The organism is Nonomuraea sp. NPDC051941 (assembly GCF_044593615.1).
Genome location: NZ_JBIUCF010000001.1, coordinates 807,975 through 825,069, shown reverse-complemented (window position 1 = coordinate 825,069; position 17,095 = coordinate 807,975). Strand labels below are relative to the sequence as shown.

Here is a 17,095-nt window from a genome sequence, read left to right as displayed (position 1 = left end):
AGGTGCCAGATCTGATCCTTTTCTAGTGAATGTCGAATCGCCTGTCGAGGCGACACTCCCAGGGCACCCTGGGAGCCGGCCTGGAGATCGCGGTCGTCGCCTATTCGAACAGGGACGTGTCTCCCGTGCCCCGGCGGAGAATCTCGGGTTCCCCCTGCGAGAAGTCGACGACGGTCGTCGGAGTGGCGCCGCATTCGCCAGAGTCGATGACCGCGTCCACCACGTGGTCGAGCCGCTCCTTGATCTCCCAGCCCTGCGTCGAAGGTTCGGTCTCGTCGGGCAGCAGCAGGGTGCTGGACACCAGCGGCTCGCCGAGCTCGGCCAGCAGCGCCTGGGTGACGACGTGATCTGGGATGCGGACGCCGACCGTCTTCTTCCGGGGATGCAGCAGTCTCCGCGGCACCTCCTTGGTCGCGGGAAGGATGAACGTGTAACCGCCGGGAGTCGCCGCCTTGACCTGGCGGAACAGGGCATTGCTCAGGTGAACGAACTGGCCGAATTGGGCGAAGTCGCGGCATATCAGGGTGAAGTGGTGGTCGCTGCCAAGGCCGCGGATCTCCCTGATCCGGTCGAGGCCCTCCTTGTTGCCCGGTCGGCATCCGAGGGCATAACACGAGTCGGTGGGGTAGGCGATGAGCCCGTCCGCCCGCAGGATCTCGACGATCTGGCTGATCAGGCGAGGCTGGGGGTTGTCCGGATGAAGATCGAAGTATCTGGCCACGCCTCGGATCCTAGGGTCCGGCAAACCGTGGCATGACAGGCGACCCCAGAGTGGTACGGTCTCGCCGCCCGGCAGCGTCTCCTGATTCAGGTGGCTGACGTCGGCGAGGAGGGCCAGTCCCCGGGTTCCATGGGCCGTGCCGGGGGTCGGGATGAGGGGTTCGAGGCTCATCTCGTGGGGGCTCCCAGCCCAGCGGCCACGCACCCACGCCCTGCGCGACGGCCCGTAACCTGGTCCGCGATGTCCTCGTCTCCGAGTTCCGCGAGCGCGCCACCGCGGCACTCGCACGCCTGGACGAGCCCGCCGTCCACCCCGCCTGGGCGTCCGGCAGAGCTGAACCTGACGGTGAGCCGGGTGCTGACCGGCGCGCGCCTGCCCCCTACCTCGTCCTGTTCATTGGCAACGTGCTGAGCGTCGCCATCCTCACCTGGGTCCTGATGCCGCTCGTCAACAGGGCCTTCGCGGCATGGCGGCGCCCCGGTGTGCCCCGCTCGTTCCTCGCCGGCGCCGCCGGAGCGCTCGTGATCGTGCTGTGCTACGCGCTGTCCGTCGCCGTCTTCGCCGCGATCACCCGTTAGCGGCCGTGGCAGGCGCGTCCACCTGGAGGATGTCCGACATGGCGCTGGGCCGAGACCTCAAGAGGTTATTCGTCAGGCGAGGCCGGCTACAGCATGGTGATATTCCGTGTTCCCCGGCGGCGTGGCGACTCCAGCGCCAACGACTGTCCGTGGGTTCCTCAGCCTCGAGGTCGAGCGGGAAGGCCAGCCCACGACACACCACCATGTACCGGCCATGACCCCTCACCCTCCCCCGGCGGAAACGGTCAGGAAACACCCCCCGCCCTACAAAGGATCCCGCACATCACGAAGGGATCATCACCATGAGTCACGCCATTACGGCACGCCTCGCCGGTCTGGCCTGCGCGATGCTGACGCTGGCCGCCGCCGCCACGCCCGCGACCGCCGCCACCCCCGAGGTAGCCAATGTGCAGCAGGCCCTGGACGCACTCGCCCGGACCAGCGGGGTGGTGGGGACGATCGGGGAGGTGTACGTGGACGGGAAGCGCGTCGGCCAGGGCTCGGCGGGTTCGCGGCTGCTCAACGGCAAGGGCGGGCGCATCCCCGCCGGCTCCCGCTACCGGATCGGGTCGCAGACCAAGCTGCTGACGGGGACGGTGGCGCTCCAGCTGGTCAAGGAGGGCAAGCTGGGGCTGGAGGACAAGCTGAGCGATCTCCTGCCGGAGGTGGCGAGCCAGGACATCGTGGAGCGGGCCAACGAGATCACGGTGCGGCAGCTCATCCGGCACACATCCGGCATCCCGAACTGGTTCGCTCCCGATCTGGTCGACATATACGACTTCACCACCTATTACCCGCCGATCGACCTGGTGAAGAAGTCACGTAGCCAGCCGCGTACCGGGGAGCCGGGCGAGAAGTTCTCCTACTCCAACTCCAACTACACGCTGCTCGGCATGATCATCGAGAAGGTGACCGGCCGCTCGCTGGCCTCCGAGTTCGCCCGCCGGCTCTTCGTCCCGCTCGGGATGAGCCGTACGTACCTGGCGGTCAAGCCGCCGCAGGGCATCGAGGGCCCGCACGGGCACGGCTACAGCACCGACGACCAAGGCCAGGTGCACGACATGGACCGGCTCAACGCGAGCTACGGGAACGGCTCCGGAGGCGTGATCTCCACCTCGCGCGACATCAGCGCCTTCTACCGCGCCTTCGGCCAGGGCAAACTCCTCCCGCCGGCCCTGCAGAAGCTGCTCACCGACCCGCCGGAGAACGCCCCCTCCCAGCCGCCCCTGTGCGGAGGCGAGCCGGAGCTGCGGGTCATCGCGGGCGGCACCGCCAGCTTCACCTCCGTCACCTTCAGCTCCCCTGACGGCCGCATCCAGTTCGCGACGTCCACCACGACCAGCACCCAGGACCCGGCCGCCATCGGCCGAGCCATCAACCAGACGGCGAAGGCCGTCCTCTGCCCCGGCAAGTAGGACAGACCGCCTGCTTGCCACCCAGGTGAGCACACGCGCCCCCGCGAAGCCGAAGCCCACCGAGTCGGCGCCGACCCAGGCGACACCGCACCCCATCCACCCGAGCCGAATCCGGCCGAGCCCGATCCAGCCGACGAGGAGGCGCGACTCACCGCCCGAAGAGCACAGCCGGCCGACACCCGCCCCCGCCTCTCGCACCTCGCCACCTCCGACCCCAGCGGGACGGCCGGACGCGGGTACGGCCGGACGCGGGGGCGATGAACGCGATCCTGTGGATGCGGGACAGCCGGATGCGAGCTGACCAGCAGCGCGGCGGTGGGTGCGGGGCGGCGGGACGCGAGCCGGGCGGATGCGGAGTGGCCGGATCCGAGCGGGCGGGCGCGGGCGGACGCGTGCGAAACGGACGCGTCCGAACGGGCGGGTGTGTGGGCTGGTGGGAGCGGCGCCGGGGCTCGTTGTGGGAGGGGCGGCTGAGGGTAAGGGGCGGGGTGGAGGAGTGGAACGTTCCCGTACCGGTCGGACAGAATTCGGCAACGAGGGGCGCCACAGGACAGCGTGAAGGGATTAAATGGTTTACAGGTAGGAAATAGCTCTTACGGAGGCGGTGTCCATGAAGCAAGCACTGGCGACGATCGTGAAGCCGCTGCCCGACCACCTGTTCAGGGTGCACGGTGCGAGCGCGGAGATGCGGTGGGAGGCCATGTCGGGGCAGGGCTACCACACTCCGAACAGCCGCTTCTTCGTGCGCAACCACACCGCCACGCCGATCATCGACGTCACCACCTGGCGCCTCCTGGTGCACGGGGCGGGCGTTCGATGTCCGCGTGAGTTCGGCTACGACGAGCTGCGGGCCATGCCGTCCCGCACGCTCGACGTGGCCATCGAGTGCGCCGGGAACGGGCGGCGCTTCTACGGCACGCAGCAGCACGAGGCCGCGCCCGGCACGCAGTGGGGGCTCGGGGCGATCGGCGTCGCGCGGTGGCGCGGGGTGCCGCTGAAGTACCTGCTCAAGCAGGCCGGGGTGCTGCCGAGCGCGGTGGACGTGCTGCCCACGGGGCTGGACGCGCCGTTCGAGGGGTACGGGCACGTACGCCGGCCGCTGCCGATCGACAAGGCCATGGACGACGTCCTCGTCGCCTATGAAATGAACGGCGAGCGCCTGCCGCCGGACCACGGATTTCCGGTGCGGCTGGTGGTGCCGGGATGGGTGGGAATAGCATCGATCAAATGGCTGGGTGAAATAGAAGTTTCAACGAGAGAGCTCTTCACGCCATGGAACACGGTCTTTTACCCGGACGTCACGACGCAGCCGGTGAAGAGCGCGTTCGAACTCGCCTGGAATGCGCGCTTGCCCCGCTCCGGCCCGCACATCGTGCGCGGACGGTCATGGTCGGGGCAGGGCAGGATCGTCCGGGTGGAGGTCAGCTTCGACGCCGGGCTGAGCTGGCGGCCGGCCGAGCACCACGGACAGCACCTGGTCAGCGCCTGGCTGCCATGGCACATTTCATGGGCTCCCCGGCGCACGGGGGCGTACGTGCTCATGGCACGCGCCACCGACGAGACCGGGGCCACCCAACCCCTGGTCACGCCGCGTCATCCGTTCGGGTACCACTTCGACGCGGTCGTACGGCACCCCGTCGACGTGGTCAATGGATAGGTAATTGTCACCGACCGAGGCTGAGCTGGACATTCGCTAAAAGCTGGCGCGGCGCACCTGAATTCATCTGAAAGACTCGCGCGGAAACCTTCCAGAAATCCCATCGTGCGACGCTGCACAGATCACGGGAAAAAGGAGAGCAGATGCGCCAGCTGACCGCACTCGACGCCCAGTTCCTCAATGTCGAGACCGCGACCACCGCCGCTCACGTGGCCGGGCTGGCGATCCTCGACCCGGCCGACGGCGCGGTCAACAGGGACGCGCTGGCCGAGCTCCTCCTCGAACGCCTGCACCTGTCACCCGCGCTCAGCCTCCGGCTCGCCGCGGTGCCGCTCGGGCTGGACCATCCGTACTGGGCGGAGGACCCCGCGTTCGACCTCGGCAACCACCTGTTCGAGCTGACGCTGCCCGCTCCGGGGGACGACTGGCAGCTCGCGGACGCGGTGGCGGAGATCCACGCGCGGCGGCTGGACCGGGCGCACCCGCTCTGGGAGATGCACCTGATCAACGGGCTGGTGGACGGCCGGGTGGCCGTCTACACCAAGGTCCACCACGCCGCCATCGACGGCGTCTCGGGCGCGGAGACGCTCGCCACCCTGCTCGATCTCACCCCGGACGGCCACCTCGAGAGGCGCGACATCCCGACCGCGAGCGCCGACCGCCCCCGCCGCTCCGGCCCCCGTCCGACGCCCATCGCCGTTCACGTCGCGAACGACACCCGCCCGACACCCGCCACCGTCCACGCCACAAACGACACCCGCGCCCCGGAAGGCGTTCCCGGGCTGGCCGCGATGCTGGCCGGGGCGGCCATGCGGACGGCGACCCACCCCGTGCGGGCCGTCCAGTCGGTCGTCAGGGCGGCCGAGGACCTCGACGCCATCCCGCTGGCGGCGGGCATCCCGGGCGCGAAGCTGATCGCCAAGGCCGCGCGGCTGGTCGCCGGCGACCGGCACGACCGCCCCGAGCTGCCCAGCCTCGCCGTCCCCCGCACCCTGTTCAACGGCCCGATCAGCGCCCGCCGCCACCTCTCGTTCGGCTCGCTGTCGCTCAAGGACGTCAAGAACGTCGCCAAGGCCCACGGCATGAGCGTCAACGACATCGTCATGAGCCTGTGCACCTCGGCCCTGCGGTCATGGCTGCGCGAGCGCGACGCGCTGCCGGAGGCGCCGCTGATCGTCGCCGTGCCCGTGGCGATCCGTACGGCCGGGGCCAAGGACCTGGTCGGCAACCAGATCTCGGCCATGGTCGCCCCCATGCCCACGAACGTCCCCGACCCCAAGGAGCGGCTGCAGGCCGTCGGCTCCGTCATGGGCCGGGCCAAGCGGCGTTTCGCGCTGGCCCCGGCGACCTGGCTGAGCGAGCTGTGCTCGGTGCTGCCCGCCCCGCTCACCAGCCTGGCCACCCCGGCGATCTTCCGGCTGGCGGGCATGGCGTTCCCGCCCATCAACCTCATCATCAGCAACGTCCCGGGCCCGCAGTTCCCGCTGTATCTGTGCGGCGGGCGGGTGCTGTCGTACTACCCGCTGTCCGTGCTGACCGACGTGAGCGGCGGCCTCAACATCACCTGCTTCTCCTACGACGGCATGCTCGACTTCGGCATCGTGGCCTGCCCCGAGCGGATGGACGACGTGTGGGGCCTGCTCGGCCACCTGCGCACGGCACTGGACGAGTTGCTAGACGAGCGAGTGGGCGATGAGTTCCGCGACGGCGTCGGGATCGATCTGGTGGCCCGTTAGCTGGCAGAGATTTTCCTGGTAGAGCAGGACGGCGGCGAACGTGGCCGCCGCCACCTCCAGCCGGGCCAGGTCCCCGCGCGCCCCGGGCAGCGCCAGCTCCAGCGCGAACCTGGAGCGCCTGATCAGCTCGCCGTTCAGCCGCCCGAGCCGTTCCTTGACCGAGCCGTGCGTGTCGGCCTCCCTGAACAGGATGCGCCGCATCGCCGGCGAGGCCCGCAGCGGCAGGCCGCGGGCGAGCTTGGACAGGGTCCGCGCCGGATCGCCCGGCACGGCGTCGACCTCTCGCCCCTCCTCGACCAGCGTGCGCTCGTCGACCAGGGCCACCAGGACGTCGATCTTGCGCGGGAAGTAGTGGAAGATCAGCCCTTTGGGCACTTTCGCGAGCCGCGCGATGACCGCGGTCGGGGTGGCCTCATAGCCGCCGCCCGCGAACAGTTCCTCGGCCGCGTCCAGGATGCGCGTGCGCGCGTCACCGATCACCACAGCTCGCACCATAGCGTCACCCGCGACCGCCCCGCCATCCCGCGGAAGCGAGACACCCGTGTCCACCCGGCGCCGATCGAGGGGGTGCCATCGGGCCTGCTCAAGGGAGGTGCGGATAATGGCGGAATGAGATCGATAGGCACCACGGAGCTGTCCGTTTTCCCGATATCGCTCGGTACGAATGTCTTCGGCTGGACCGCCGACAAGGAGTCCTCTTTCGCCGTCCTGGACGCGTACGTCGAGGGCGGCGGCAACTTCATCGACACCGCCGACGTCTACCCGTACTGGGTGACCGGCGAGTCCACGTCAGAAATGATCATCGGCGAGTGGATGCACGTGCGCCGCAACCGCGACTCGCTCGTGCTCGCCACCAAGGTCGGCATGCTGGAGGGCCTGACCGGGCTGTCCCCCGCGACGATCCGGACGGCGGTCGAGGACTCGTTGCGCCGGCTGCGTACCGACTACATCGACCTCTACTGGGCACATGTGGACGACCACGACACGCCGCTGGTGGAGTCGCTGGCGACGTTCGACGCGCTGGTCCACGAGGGCAAGATCCGGTACGTCGGCGCGTCCAACTACGGCGCGGACCGGCTGGCCGAGGCCCTCAAGACCTCCGGCGACGAGGGGCTGACCCGGTATGTGGCGCTGCAGCAGCAGTACAACCTGGTCGAGCGCGGCTACGAGAGCGAGCTGCGGGACGTGGTGGCCCGGGAGGGGCTGTCCAGCACGCCGTACTTCGGGCTGGCGCGCGGCTTCCTGACCGGCAAGTACGCGCCCGGGGTGACCATCGACAGCCCGCGGGCCGGGATGGCGGCCGAGTACCTGCAGAAGGAGCACGGGCGCCGGGCGCTGGAGGCGCTGCTCAAGGTGGCGGCCGAGCAGGAGGTGGCCCCGGCCACGGTGGCGCTGGCCTGGCTCGCCGCCCAGCCGACGATCACGGCCCCGATCGCCAGCGCCCGGGACGTGACGCAGCTCCAGCCGTTGCTGGCGGCCGCCGAGCTGACCCTGACGGAGGAGGAGCTCGCCCTCCTGAACGAGGCCTCCCAAGCCTGACGCATCCGACGGGCCGTGCCTGCGGTCAGCGGGCGCGGTCCGCCAGGGAGACGCACAGGGCGCGCAGGTCGGCGGCGTCCGGCAGGTGCTCGTCCATCACCGCCACCGCCGCCGCGACGTACCGCTCCGCCTGGGCCTGCGCGGCGGCCCGGCCGCCGGCCTCCTCGACGAGGCGGGCGGCGTGGTGCACGGAGTCCTCGTCCGAGACCCCCTCCGCGAGCAGGTCGGAGAGCTCGCGGGCGGCGGGGTGGTCGGCGGCGAGGGCCGCGAGGACGGGGAACGTCTTCTTGTCGCGCCGCAGGTCGGAGTAGACGGGCTTGCCCGTGACGCGTGGCTCGCCCCAGATGCCCAGCATGTCGTCGACGATCTGGAACGCCACCCCCAGATCGCGCCCGGTCTGCCACATGAGGTCGCCCAGCTCGGGAGCGCCGCCCAGGGTCACCCCCGCCGCCGCGGCGGCCGCCAGCAGGCCGCCCGTCTTGCCCGCGACCATCTCCGTGTATTCGGCGATCGTGACCGCCTTGGGCCCGCGCCACGGCCGGTTCTCGAAGGCCATGTCCGCGGTCTGCCCGTTGACGAGCTCGATCAGCGCCTTCGACAGGTACGTCATCGCCTCGGGCCGCCCGGCGAGCTGGCCGACGGCCAGGGCCAGGAGGGCGTCGCCGGTCAGGAGCGCCGGCCCGACCCCGTACGCCTTCCAGAGCGCCTCCCGGTGCCGCCGCCGCTCGTCGTGGTCGATGATGTCGTCGTGTGCCAGCGAGAAGGCGTGCACCAGCTCCACCGCCACCGCCGCCGGGAGGGCCGACTCGGCGGTGCCGCCCACGGCCTCGGCGCTGAGCATCGCGATGGCGGGCCGCACACCCTTGCCACCGTCGCCTTGGTGCGGCCTCCCGTCGGCATCCGACCAGCCCAGCGCGAACGCGGCCATCCGGGCGCCCCCCGGATGCAGGACCGAGACAGCCTCGCGGAGAGCCGGTTCGAGCAGACCCCGGCAGCGGGCCACAGCACCGCCGCCCAAGGGATGGCTGAGATTCAAACGGTGCTCCTACCCCGGTACGATCTTGAATCTACATGCACAAGCATGTGATACTCCACCCATCGATTGACATTTGTCAGGAAATGTCCACGGCGTGAGACGGACACGGTACGCGATGGAGGAAGCACTCGTGGCGATGGAGGCCGCCCCGCGCGACAGGCAAACCGCCACCCCCTCCCAAATAACAACAAATCGGACAATTTATTATAAATCACTTTTTTCGCGATAAATGTCCGCCTTGCAGAGATCGCATCCTAGATCCGGGAGCGCAGCCATGCCGCACGCCAAGGAACGTCCGTGACCAAGCCCGAAGTTGTTCCCTTTTACCGGGCCATCCCCCGACTGGTGAGGAACCCCGCCATCGAACTGGCCCGGATGGGCACCGACGCCGCCGGGCGGGTCGTCCGGCTCGACCTCGGCCCCTTCCGCCCTTACCTGATCTCGCATCCGGACCACGTCCAGCAGGTGTTCAAGACGGACTGGACCAACTTCGTGCGCGCGGGCATGTTCTGGCAGCCGCTCCAGCGCCTGATCGGTCAGAGCATCATGGGCGAGGGTGAGGCCTGGGCGTCCGCCCGGAAGATCCTCCAGCCGCTCTTCACCGCGCGTTACACGGCCGCACTGGCCGAGGACATGGCCGACATCATCGCCGAGCGCATCGTCGAGCTCGACGACTACGCGCTGACGGGCCGCCCGATCGACGTCGAGCACCAGATGACCTCGATCGTCAACCAGGCCGTCATCAACCTGCTGTTCGGCGGCCGGATCACCCGTGACACCGCCGAACGGCTGGCGCCCGAGTTCGCCACGTGCGCCAGCTCGATCGGCTTCCGCATGCTCTTCCCCTCCGCGCCGTACTCGATCAGGGTCCCGGGCGACCGCGCCTTCCTGCGATCCACGAGGAAGATCCACGAGATCATCAACCCCCTCATCGAGCGGGCGCAGCGCGAGGACACCGAGGGCAAGGAGAGCAAGGAGGTCGTCTCGGCGCTGCTCGCGGCCAGGCTCGAGAAGGAGGGCAAGGCCGACCTGCAGCAGATCCGCGACGACCTGGTGAACGTCTACGGCGCCGCTTCGGAGAACACGGCGATGTCGCTGATGTGGCTGTGGGCCGTGCTGGACGACCACCCGGACGTGAACGCCCGGCTGCAGGAGGAGATCGACCGGGTGATAGGCGGCGGCCCGGTGCGGCCGTCGCACGTCGCCGAGATGCCGTATCTCCGCATGGTCCTGCAGGAGCTCGTGCGGGTCTACCCGAGCGCCTGGGTCGTCCCGCGCCAGACCGTGGCGGACACGGAGATCGGCGGCGTCCGGATCAAGGCCGGCTCGCAAGTGCTGGTCAGCCCGTACGCCACCCACCGGCTGGAGGAGTTCTGGCCCCGGCCGACGGAGTTCGACCCCGAGCGCTGGGACAACGAGAAGTCCGAACGCCGGCACCGCTACTCGTTCATCCCCTTCGGCGCGGGCCCGCACGTCTGCCTCGGCCAGCACCTGTTCTATATCGAGGCATCTCTGTTGATCGCCAACCTGTTCACCAGGTACCGGCCGGCGCTGCCCTACCCGCAGAAGCTGACGCCCCTGGTGGGGGGAGCCACCTTGCGGCCCAAGGAGAAGCTCTTCCTCCAGTTGCACCCGGTCGAACGGAATCGTGCGGCGTGAGCATCGGCGAAATGGCGGACAGCACCGCGGCAGCGGAAGAACTCGTCCAGAGCCTCATGCTCAGGCCGTGGGGGCAGGTTTCGCCCTCGGTCTACGAAACCGGCCGGCTGGTCTCGCTCGCGCCCTGGCTGACCGGCCACCTGGAACGCATCGAGTACCTGATCGACACCCAGCGGCAGGACGGCGCCTGGGGCGCGCCCGACGGGTACGGCGTGGTGCCGACCTTGAGCGCCACCGAGGGGATCCTCTCCGCTGTGACGCGCGGGGACCTGGAGACGGACCGCGAGCGCCTGGCGGGTGCGGCGGACCGTGGCCTGCGGGTGCTCGCCACCTGGCTGAGCGGCCCGCTCGAGCTGCCCGACATGCCGGCGATCGAGCACATCGTCCCCTCCCTCGTCGACCGCATCAACCAGCACGTCGAGGGCTTACCGGGCCGGGCGCCGATCCCGTTGCCCGAGGCCATGAGCTACGACACGCTCCACGCCGTCAGATCCTGGGTCAAGTCCGGCATGGAGGTGCCGCAGAAGCTGCTCCACGCCCTGGAGATCGCGGCCGACGAGGCCGCCGGAGCGCCCGGCATCCGGCCCACGCCCATCGGCAGTGTCGGCGCCTCGCCCGCGGCGACCGCCGCCTGGCTGGGCGAGGGCGGGGGACCCGACGCGCACGAGCCGGCCCGCGGACATCTGGAGGCGGTGGTCCGGCTGTACGGCGGCCCGGTGCCCGTCGGGCTGCCCATCACCGTGTTCGAGCGAGGCTGGGTGCTGAGCTGGCTGCTCCGGGCGGGCGTGCCCGTCGAGGTGCCGCCGGAGATGGTGGCCGACATCAGAGCGGCCATAGGTCCGGCCGGCACGCCCGCGGGATCCGGGCTGCCCGCCGACGCCGACACGACGTCCGTGGCGCTGTACGCCCTGGCGCTGCTCGGCGCGCCGCACGAACCGGACAGCCTGTGGGGGTTCCGCTCCGGCACCCACTTCTCCACCTGGCCCGGCGAGCAGGGCGTCTCGGTCAGCGTCAACGCGCACGTGCTGGACGCCTTCGGCGAGTACGTCCGCCGCAGGCCCGACGCCGCACCGCGCTACGACGAGACCATCGCCGAGCTGGCCGCCTGGATCCGGGATTGCCAGGGCCCGGACGGGAACTGGACGGACCGGTGGCACGCGTCGCCGTACTACGCCACCGTCAGCTGCGCGCTGGCGCTCGACGCCTTCGGCGGAGAGGTCTCGCGGGAGGCGGTGCGCACGGCCGCCGAGTGGACGCTGGAGACTCAGCGGCCGGACGGCTCCTGGGGCCGCTGGGAGGGCACGGCGGAGGAGACCGCGTACGCGATGCAGATCCTGCTGCTGACCCGAGGACGTGCGGATCCGCGGCATATCCGTGCGGCGGATCGGGGTCACGAATACCTGTCACGCTCGACCGGCGGCGACCACCCCCCACTCTGGCACGACAAGGACCTGTACGTCCCCCGCGCCGTGACCCGCGCCGCGGTGATCGCGTCGTCGCACCTCAGCCGGCAGGCCCGGGCGCAGGCGGTCTAGCTCCGATGAGCTCCGGCTCAGACGGTCCAGAAATCACCGCCGTCGAAGTAGAAGCCCCAGGTGATCATCATCTGGCGGCGAAGATCTTCTGCCACGCCCGGACAGGACTGCGCGAGCCGGTCCAGCGCCGGGTCACATGCCTTGCGCTCTTCGGCGATCAGTTCCCGCAGAGCGTGCTCGTCGAGCCCGAGCATCTGTGCGTTCAGGTCCGCCCATTGGCGGTCGCGGTTGACGGTGCGCAGGTCGTTGACCAGGCGCATGACCCGTTGAGTCGCGTTGGCGGCGTCGATGATCGCCGGCAGGTGCTCGCGAGTGGCTTCCGGTTCGTCGGTGCTGATCAAACGGGAGACCCCGACACAGGTGGAGCCGAAGTTCGCCGCATTACCCAGATACTCCTGCACGGTGGGTGCGGCGCCGGTCTGCCGGGCCGCGGTCTTCCAATCCCATTCCCGCGCCATCGCATCGAGCATCGCGGCCAACTCGGTGCGCCACACCGGTCCCAGATGACCGAACGCGGGCGCGTGAGCCAGGTCGTCGCGGATGTGAGCGAGCGGCCGGGCCAGGGGCGTACGCGGGTCGTCGCCGGCGATGACGTCCTTGCATTCCTCGACGATGGCCTGCACCTGGGATCGCTCTGTCGCATCACGGTCGATGGCCGCGTCGAGCGGGAAAATCCAGAACGCCAGCCGGGAGGGACTCCGCAGCACGCCCGGGTCATGGCGCGGGGTGCCATAGACCATCATGTTCGCGATCTGACCCGGGGTGTCGGCGAACTCACCGGTGTCGAAGAGTTCGGGGTAGCACGCGGCAGTGCTGCGAAGGTCACGGGCACATTCCGCCGCGCGGGCGGACAGCGCATCGGACGAAAGCTCATCAGGGAGGGACGGCGAGGGGCTCATGACGGCTCCTGTCAGGTACTCCCAGCCAAAAGGGATACCAGGGTTGGAAACTGTGCATTGTTCGGAATCGGTTAATGATCACACCGCGACTGAGATGACACAACGCGGGCGGCGCCCACGGCACACTCCGACCCGGCGAGCGGGGGGCCGAGCCCGATCTCCGCGGCAGGGAAGCGGGGTTCCGCCGCCCCGCGTCCCGAGGCACCCGATCGCGGAGGACGGGAGCCAGGCCGGCGCATCCGGGCTCGGTCGGCGATGACGGCGGCGTCGCGGGCATCGATCCTGCCCTCGCCGCGGAGGTGTAGGGGCGCGGCCCTGCTGCGGCGAGCCCGCCGGCCGGTGTGATTGGCCAAGAAGACGATCTGCGAGGTTGTTACGAATGCCGAAATGACTGCAGGTAGGGCTGGTCACTTGCGGTGTATACCGACACTCCACATCTTTGGGTGAAAAGTTGACTAATAGGCTGTCAGAACCTGACATCTGTGATTAATGTTTCTTGAGAGGCGGTTTGCGAGTGCGCTAGAGTTCCTTGATCGATACTGTATGTAACCTCGCCGCACGCAAGGTGTCCGGCAGACCAGAAATGACTTGCACAGGGTGGGTATGATAATGCGCTTCCGCAAGACGGGGCTGCGGACCAAGATCACGGCTCTGCTGCTCTCCCTGGCGGCCTTGTGGGTCTTCGCTGCGTGGGTCACCCTCCGCGAGGGAGTCAACCTCCTGTGGGTCTCCCAACTCGACTCCGCCATTGCGACCCCCAGCGACCCGGTGCTCTTCGGCCTGCAAAAAGAGCGCCGGCTTTCGGTCGTGAGGCTGAGCGAGAAGACCCCCCAAACCCGCAAAGAGCTCGAAACACAGCGTAAGCAGAACGACCGCGTCATCGCCGCTTTCCAGGAGTCGGTCAACGCCGGGCTGGTCACCTGGGCGTTGGACGATCAGGGCGAGAAGCGGCTCGCCGACCTGCTCAAGCAGCTCGAATCGGTCAAGGAGATACGCAAGGCCATCGACGCGGGCAAGCTTGACCGCGTACAGGTGATGACCGAGTACAACGACGTCATCGACCCCATCGACCGTCTCTACGGGTCGATGGCGACGCTCGACGACAAGGAGGTCGCCAAGGACGTCCGTACCCTCATCACTCTGAGCCGCGCCAGCGAGCTCCTCACCCGGGAGGACGCGCTGCTTGCCGGCGCGCTCGCCGAAGGGCGGCTGACCCCCGCCGACCAGGCACAGTTCAGCCAGGCCGTGGGCGCCTGGCGGATCGTCGCCGGACAGGCCGCATCCGAACTGCCCGATTCCGAAAGGGCCGCCTACGACAGGCTGACCAAGAGCCGGCCGTTCGTCCAGCTCCAGACCATGGAAACGCAGGTCATGGAGCATGACCCGGCCGCCCTGAACCTGCCGTTCACCGGTGACGAGTGGAAGTCGGCGACCGAACGCTTCCTGACCGACTTCAACGGCATGGTGCTCGGCGCGGGCGACCGCATGGTGGACCGGATCGTGCCCGTCGCCGTCAACGTGATCGTCCGGCTGGTCCTGGCCGGTGGTCTCGGGCTCATCGCCGTCATCGCCTCGATCATCCTGTCCATCACCACGGCCCGCGACCTGCTCGCCCAGCTGCAGAAGCTGCGCGACGCCGCGCATGAGCTGTCCGACGACCGGCTGCCCGGCGTCGTCGAGCGCATCGGCCGCGGCGAGGACGTCGACCTGGCCAAGGAGGTGCCCGCGCTGGACTTCGGCGACGACGAGATCGGCCAGGTGGGCCAGGCGTTCAACACCGTGCAGCACACCGCCGTCAGCGTCGCCGCCGAGCAGGCCGAGCTGCGCCGCAGCATCCGCGACATCCTGCTGAGCCTGGCCCGCAGGACGCAGGGCCTGGTCCACCGGCAGCTCACCGTGCTCGACGTCATGGAGCGCCGCGAGACCGACCCCGAGGAGCTGAAGGAGCTCTTCCGGCTCGACCACCTGGCCATCCGCATGCGCCGCAACGCGGAGAACCTGATCGTCCTGTCCGGCTCGGCCCCCGCCCGTACGTGGCGCCGCTCGGTCCCCATGGTGGACGTCGTCCGCGGCGCGCTGGCCGAGGTCGAGGACTACACCCGCGTCACGCTCATGCCCATGGGCGACGTGGTGCTCGTCGGCCGCGCCGTCGGTGACGTCATCCACCTGCTCGCCGAGCTGATCGAGAACGCCGTGTCGTTCTCGCCCCCTTACACGAACGTGCAGGTCAGCGGCCAGCTCGTGGCCAACGGGTACGTGATCGAGATCGAGGACCGGGGCCTGGGCATGAAGCCCGAGGACCTGGACGCCGCGAACGAGCGCATCGCGGACCCGCCCGAGTTCCGCATCACCGGCACCGCCCGGCTGGGCCTGTACGTGGTCAGCCAGCTGGCCAAGCGCCACGAGATCCAGGTGGTGCTCAAGGCGTCGCCGTACGGCGGGACGACGGTCGTGGTCCTGCTGCCGCAGGAGCTCGTACAGCTCGATCCCACGCCCGAACCGCAGGACGGCGGGCGGCGCGAGCGGCTGCCGCGCCGGACGACGGCGGTGGCCGCGGCGGCCACCGGGGCGGCCACCGCGTCGCGGCCGGTCACCGGGGAGAACGTGCGGACGCTCAAGCCCGCACGCCCGATGCCGGTCCCGGCGCCGACGCCGGTCCCCCAGCCTGCCCGCCCGATCACCGCTGTGGAGACACAACCCGAAACGCCAGCCGAACCGGAGCAGAAGCCTGTGACCGAGTTCACGTCGAACGGGCTGCCCCTCCGGGTGCCCCAGGCCAACCTGGCGCCAGCGCTGCGGGACGACACGCCCACGCAGCCCGACTTCGAGGAGGACGATGACGAGCGCTCGCCGGAGGAGATCCGCGCGATGATGGGATCTCTGCAGTCAGGCACCCGTCTTGGCCGCACCGAAGCCGCCAAGATGCTGGATGAGCAGTCTGGAGATGAGGCATGACCCCTACCTCCGGCACCGACCTGAACTGGCTGCTCGACGACCTCGTCAGCCGTGTCAAGGAGGTCGAGCACGCCATCGTGCTGTCGTCCGACGGCTTGCTGATGGCCTCCTCCGCCGCGTTGCAGCGGACCGACGGCGAGCACCTGTCCGCCGTCGCCTCCGGGCTGCAGAGCCTGGCGAAAGGCGTCTCGGACCACATTTCCGGCGGCTCCGTGCGGCAGACGGTCGTGGAGTGGAAGAACCAGTTCCTCATCGTGACCACGGCGGGCGAGCGCGCCTGCCTGGCCGTCCTGTGCGCGCAGAACGCCGACATCGGGCTGGTCGCGTACGAGATGGCGATGATGGTGGCCCGCGTCGGCCAGTACCTCACCTCGGGCGCCCGCAACGCCGAGGCCGTCGCCAGGAGCGACCGGTGAGAGGCGCGGACGAACCGACGGATGAACACTGGGTGGATCCGGAGATCATCCGGCCCTACGTGGTCACCCGTGGCCGTACGCAGCCCGTGCACGGCCGGTTCGACCTGATCTCCATGGCCCTCGCGGTGGGCCCGCCACCGGGCCCCGACGCCGGGCTCGACCCGGAGCACCTGCGCATCATCCAGCTCTGCCGCGAACCGAAGTCGGTCGCCGAGATCGCGGCATACCTCGACCTGCCGGCCGGCACGATCCGGGTGCTGCTCGGCGACCTGTTCGACCGCGAACTCGTCTCTGCCCAGGAACCACAATCCGAGGTGGACATGCACGACATGAAGATGTACAGGGCGGTGCTCGATGGTCTTCGCTCGCTCTGAGCGTCCGCGCCTGCCGACGGCGATCAAGATCCTGATCGCGGGCGGCTTCGGCGCGGGCAAGACGACGATGGTGGGGGCTGTCTCCGAGACCCGGCCGCTGCGCACCGAGGAGGTCCTGACCGACCGCGGGATAGGCGTGGACGACATCTCCTCGGTGGAGGCCAAGCGCACGACCACCGTGGCGATGGACTTCGGCCGGATCACGCTGGGCAACGACTACGTCCTGTACCTGTTCGGCACACCCGGCCAGGAGCGTTTCTGGTTCGTGTGGGACGAGCTGGCGGAGGGGTCGCTGGGGGCCGTCATCCTGGCGGACACGCGACGCCTGGCCGACTGCTTCCCGTCGGTCGACTACTTCGAGCGGCGCGGGACGCCGTTCGTGGTGGCCGTCAACTGCTTCGAGGGATCGCCGTCGTTCGAGCTGGACGAGGTACGGCTGGCGCTCCAGCTCAGCCCTTCGGTCCCCATCATCATGTGCGACGCCCGCAAGAAGGACTCGAGCCGCGAGGTCCTGATCGCCCTGGTCAAACACTCGGCCCGGCTCCGCGCCGAACCGGTCGGCAGCTAGCCCCCGG

General features: G+C 69.5%; 15 protein-coding genes. 11 read left to right on the top strand and 4 right to left on the bottom strand.

Annotation, left to right across the window (positions count from 1 at the left end; genetic code table 11):
• Positions 1-100: 100 nt before the first annotated feature.
• Entirely contained in the window at positions 101-721 is a 621-nt protein-coding gene (locus tag ACIHFD_RS03740) for an L-threonylcarbamoyladenylate synthase (protein WP_397365415.1), read from the bottom strand.
• Between the two features lie 404 nt (positions 722-1,125).
• Here ACIHFD_RS03740 and ACIHFD_RS03735 point away from each other — a divergent pair, with 404 nt between their 5' ends.
• The 4 genes from ACIHFD_RS03735 to ACIHFD_RS03720 all read left to right on the top strand — a co-directional run bounded on the left by ACIHFD_RS03735 (position 1,126) and on the right by ACIHFD_RS03720 (position 6,107).
• Entirely contained in the window at positions 1,126-1,299 is a 174-nt protein-coding gene (locus ACIHFD_RS03735; RefSeq protein WP_397365414.1) for a hypothetical protein, read from the top strand.
• Between the two features lie 302 nt (positions 1,300-1,601).
• Positions 1,602-2,714, top strand: coding sequence for a serine hydrolase domain-containing protein (locus ACIHFD_RS03730; protein WP_397365413.1), 1,113 nt, complete (start codon positions 1,602-1,604; stop codon positions 2,712-2,714).
• A gap of 610 nt (positions 2,715-3,324) precedes the next feature.
• Complete coding sequence (locus ACIHFD_RS03725; RefSeq protein ID WP_397365412.1) at positions 3,325-4,371, top strand: sulfite oxidase; 1,047 nt, start codon at positions 3,325-3,327, stop codon at positions 4,369-4,371.
• Positions 4,372-4,514: 143 nt separating this feature from the next.
• Entirely contained in the window at positions 4,515-6,107 is a 1,593-nt protein-coding gene (locus tag ACIHFD_RS03720; protein ID WP_397365411.1) for a wax ester/triacylglycerol synthase family O-acyltransferase, read from the top strand.
• On the opposite strand, the gene ACIHFD_RS03715 is transcribed toward ACIHFD_RS03720, so the two are convergent.
• Positions 6,045-6,590, bottom strand: coding sequence for a TetR/AcrR family transcriptional regulator (locus ACIHFD_RS03715; RefSeq protein WP_350722143.1), 546 nt, complete (start codon positions 6,588-6,590; stop codon positions 6,045-6,047). The genes ACIHFD_RS03720 and ACIHFD_RS03715 overlap by 63 nt on opposite strands.
• Before the next feature lie 126 nt (positions 6,591-6,716).
• Between ACIHFD_RS03715 and ACIHFD_RS03710 the strand changes: the two genes are divergently transcribed.
• Positions 6,717-7,646 carry an aldo/keto reductase gene (locus tag ACIHFD_RS03710; protein WP_397365410.1) on the top strand — a complete coding sequence of 310 codons (930 nt, stop codon included), beginning with the start codon at positions 6,717-6,719 and terminating at the stop codon, positions 7,644-7,646.
• A gap of 25 nt (positions 7,647-7,671) precedes the next feature.
• On the opposite strand, the gene ACIHFD_RS03705 is transcribed toward ACIHFD_RS03710, so the two are convergent.
• Entirely contained in the window at positions 7,672-8,682 is a 1,011-nt protein-coding gene (locus ACIHFD_RS03705; protein WP_397365409.1) for a polyprenyl synthetase family protein, read from the bottom strand.
• Between the two features lie 297 nt (positions 8,683-8,979).
• On the opposite strand from ACIHFD_RS03705, the gene ACIHFD_RS03700 reads away from it, so the two are divergent.
• Both ACIHFD_RS03700 and ACIHFD_RS03695 read left to right on the top strand, forming a co-directional pair.
• Positions 8,980-10,341: a cytochrome P450 gene (locus tag ACIHFD_RS03700; RefSeq protein ID WP_397365408.1), complete on the top strand. Its 1,362-nt coding sequence runs from the start codon at positions 8,980-8,982 to the stop codon at positions 10,339-10,341.
• An 11-nt stretch (positions 10,342-10,352) separates the two neighbouring features.
• Positions 10,353-11,876: a prenyltransferase/squalene oxidase repeat-containing protein gene (locus ACIHFD_RS03695; protein ID WP_397365407.1), complete on the top strand. Its 1,524-nt coding sequence runs from the start codon at positions 10,353-10,355 to the stop codon at positions 11,874-11,876.
• A gap of 17 nt (positions 11,877-11,893) precedes the next feature.
• Here the strand turns inward: ACIHFD_RS03695 and ACIHFD_RS03690 are convergent, their stop codons facing one another.
• Positions 11,894-12,775, bottom strand: a complete 882-nt coding sequence (locus ACIHFD_RS03690) for a terpene synthase family protein (RefSeq protein WP_350722152.1) — start codon at positions 12,773-12,775, stop codon at positions 11,894-11,896.
• A 609-nt stretch (positions 12,776-13,384) separates the two neighbouring features.
• Here ACIHFD_RS03690 and ACIHFD_RS03685 point away from each other — a divergent pair.
• The 4 genes from ACIHFD_RS03685 to ACIHFD_RS03670 are packed head-to-tail and all read left to right on the top strand — an operon-like array spanning position 13,385 to position 17,088.
• Positions 13,385-15,730, top strand: a complete 2,346-nt coding sequence (locus ACIHFD_RS03685) for a nitrate- and nitrite sensing domain-containing protein (protein ID WP_397365406.1) — start codon at positions 13,385-13,387, stop codon at positions 15,728-15,730.
• The gene (locus ACIHFD_RS03680; protein WP_397365405.1) at positions 15,727-16,146 is read left to right on the top strand and encodes a roadblock/LC7 domain-containing protein; all 420 of its coding nucleotides are present in this window, start codon (positions 15,727-15,729) and stop codon (positions 16,144-16,146) included. Before ACIHFD_RS03685 ends, ACIHFD_RS03680 begins: the two co-directional genes overlap by 4 nt.
• Complete coding sequence (locus ACIHFD_RS03675; RefSeq protein ID WP_185077533.1) at positions 16,143-16,520, top strand: DUF742 domain-containing protein; 378 nt, start codon at positions 16,143-16,145, stop codon at positions 16,518-16,520. Before ACIHFD_RS03680 ends, ACIHFD_RS03675 begins: the two co-directional genes overlap by 4 nt.
• Positions 16,501-17,088, top strand: a complete 588-nt coding sequence (locus ACIHFD_RS03670) for an ATP/GTP-binding protein (RefSeq protein WP_350722156.1) — start codon at positions 16,501-16,503, stop codon at positions 17,086-17,088. Before ACIHFD_RS03675 ends, ACIHFD_RS03670 begins: the two co-directional genes overlap by 20 nt.
• The last annotated feature ends 7 nt before the right edge of the window (positions 17,089-17,095 follow it).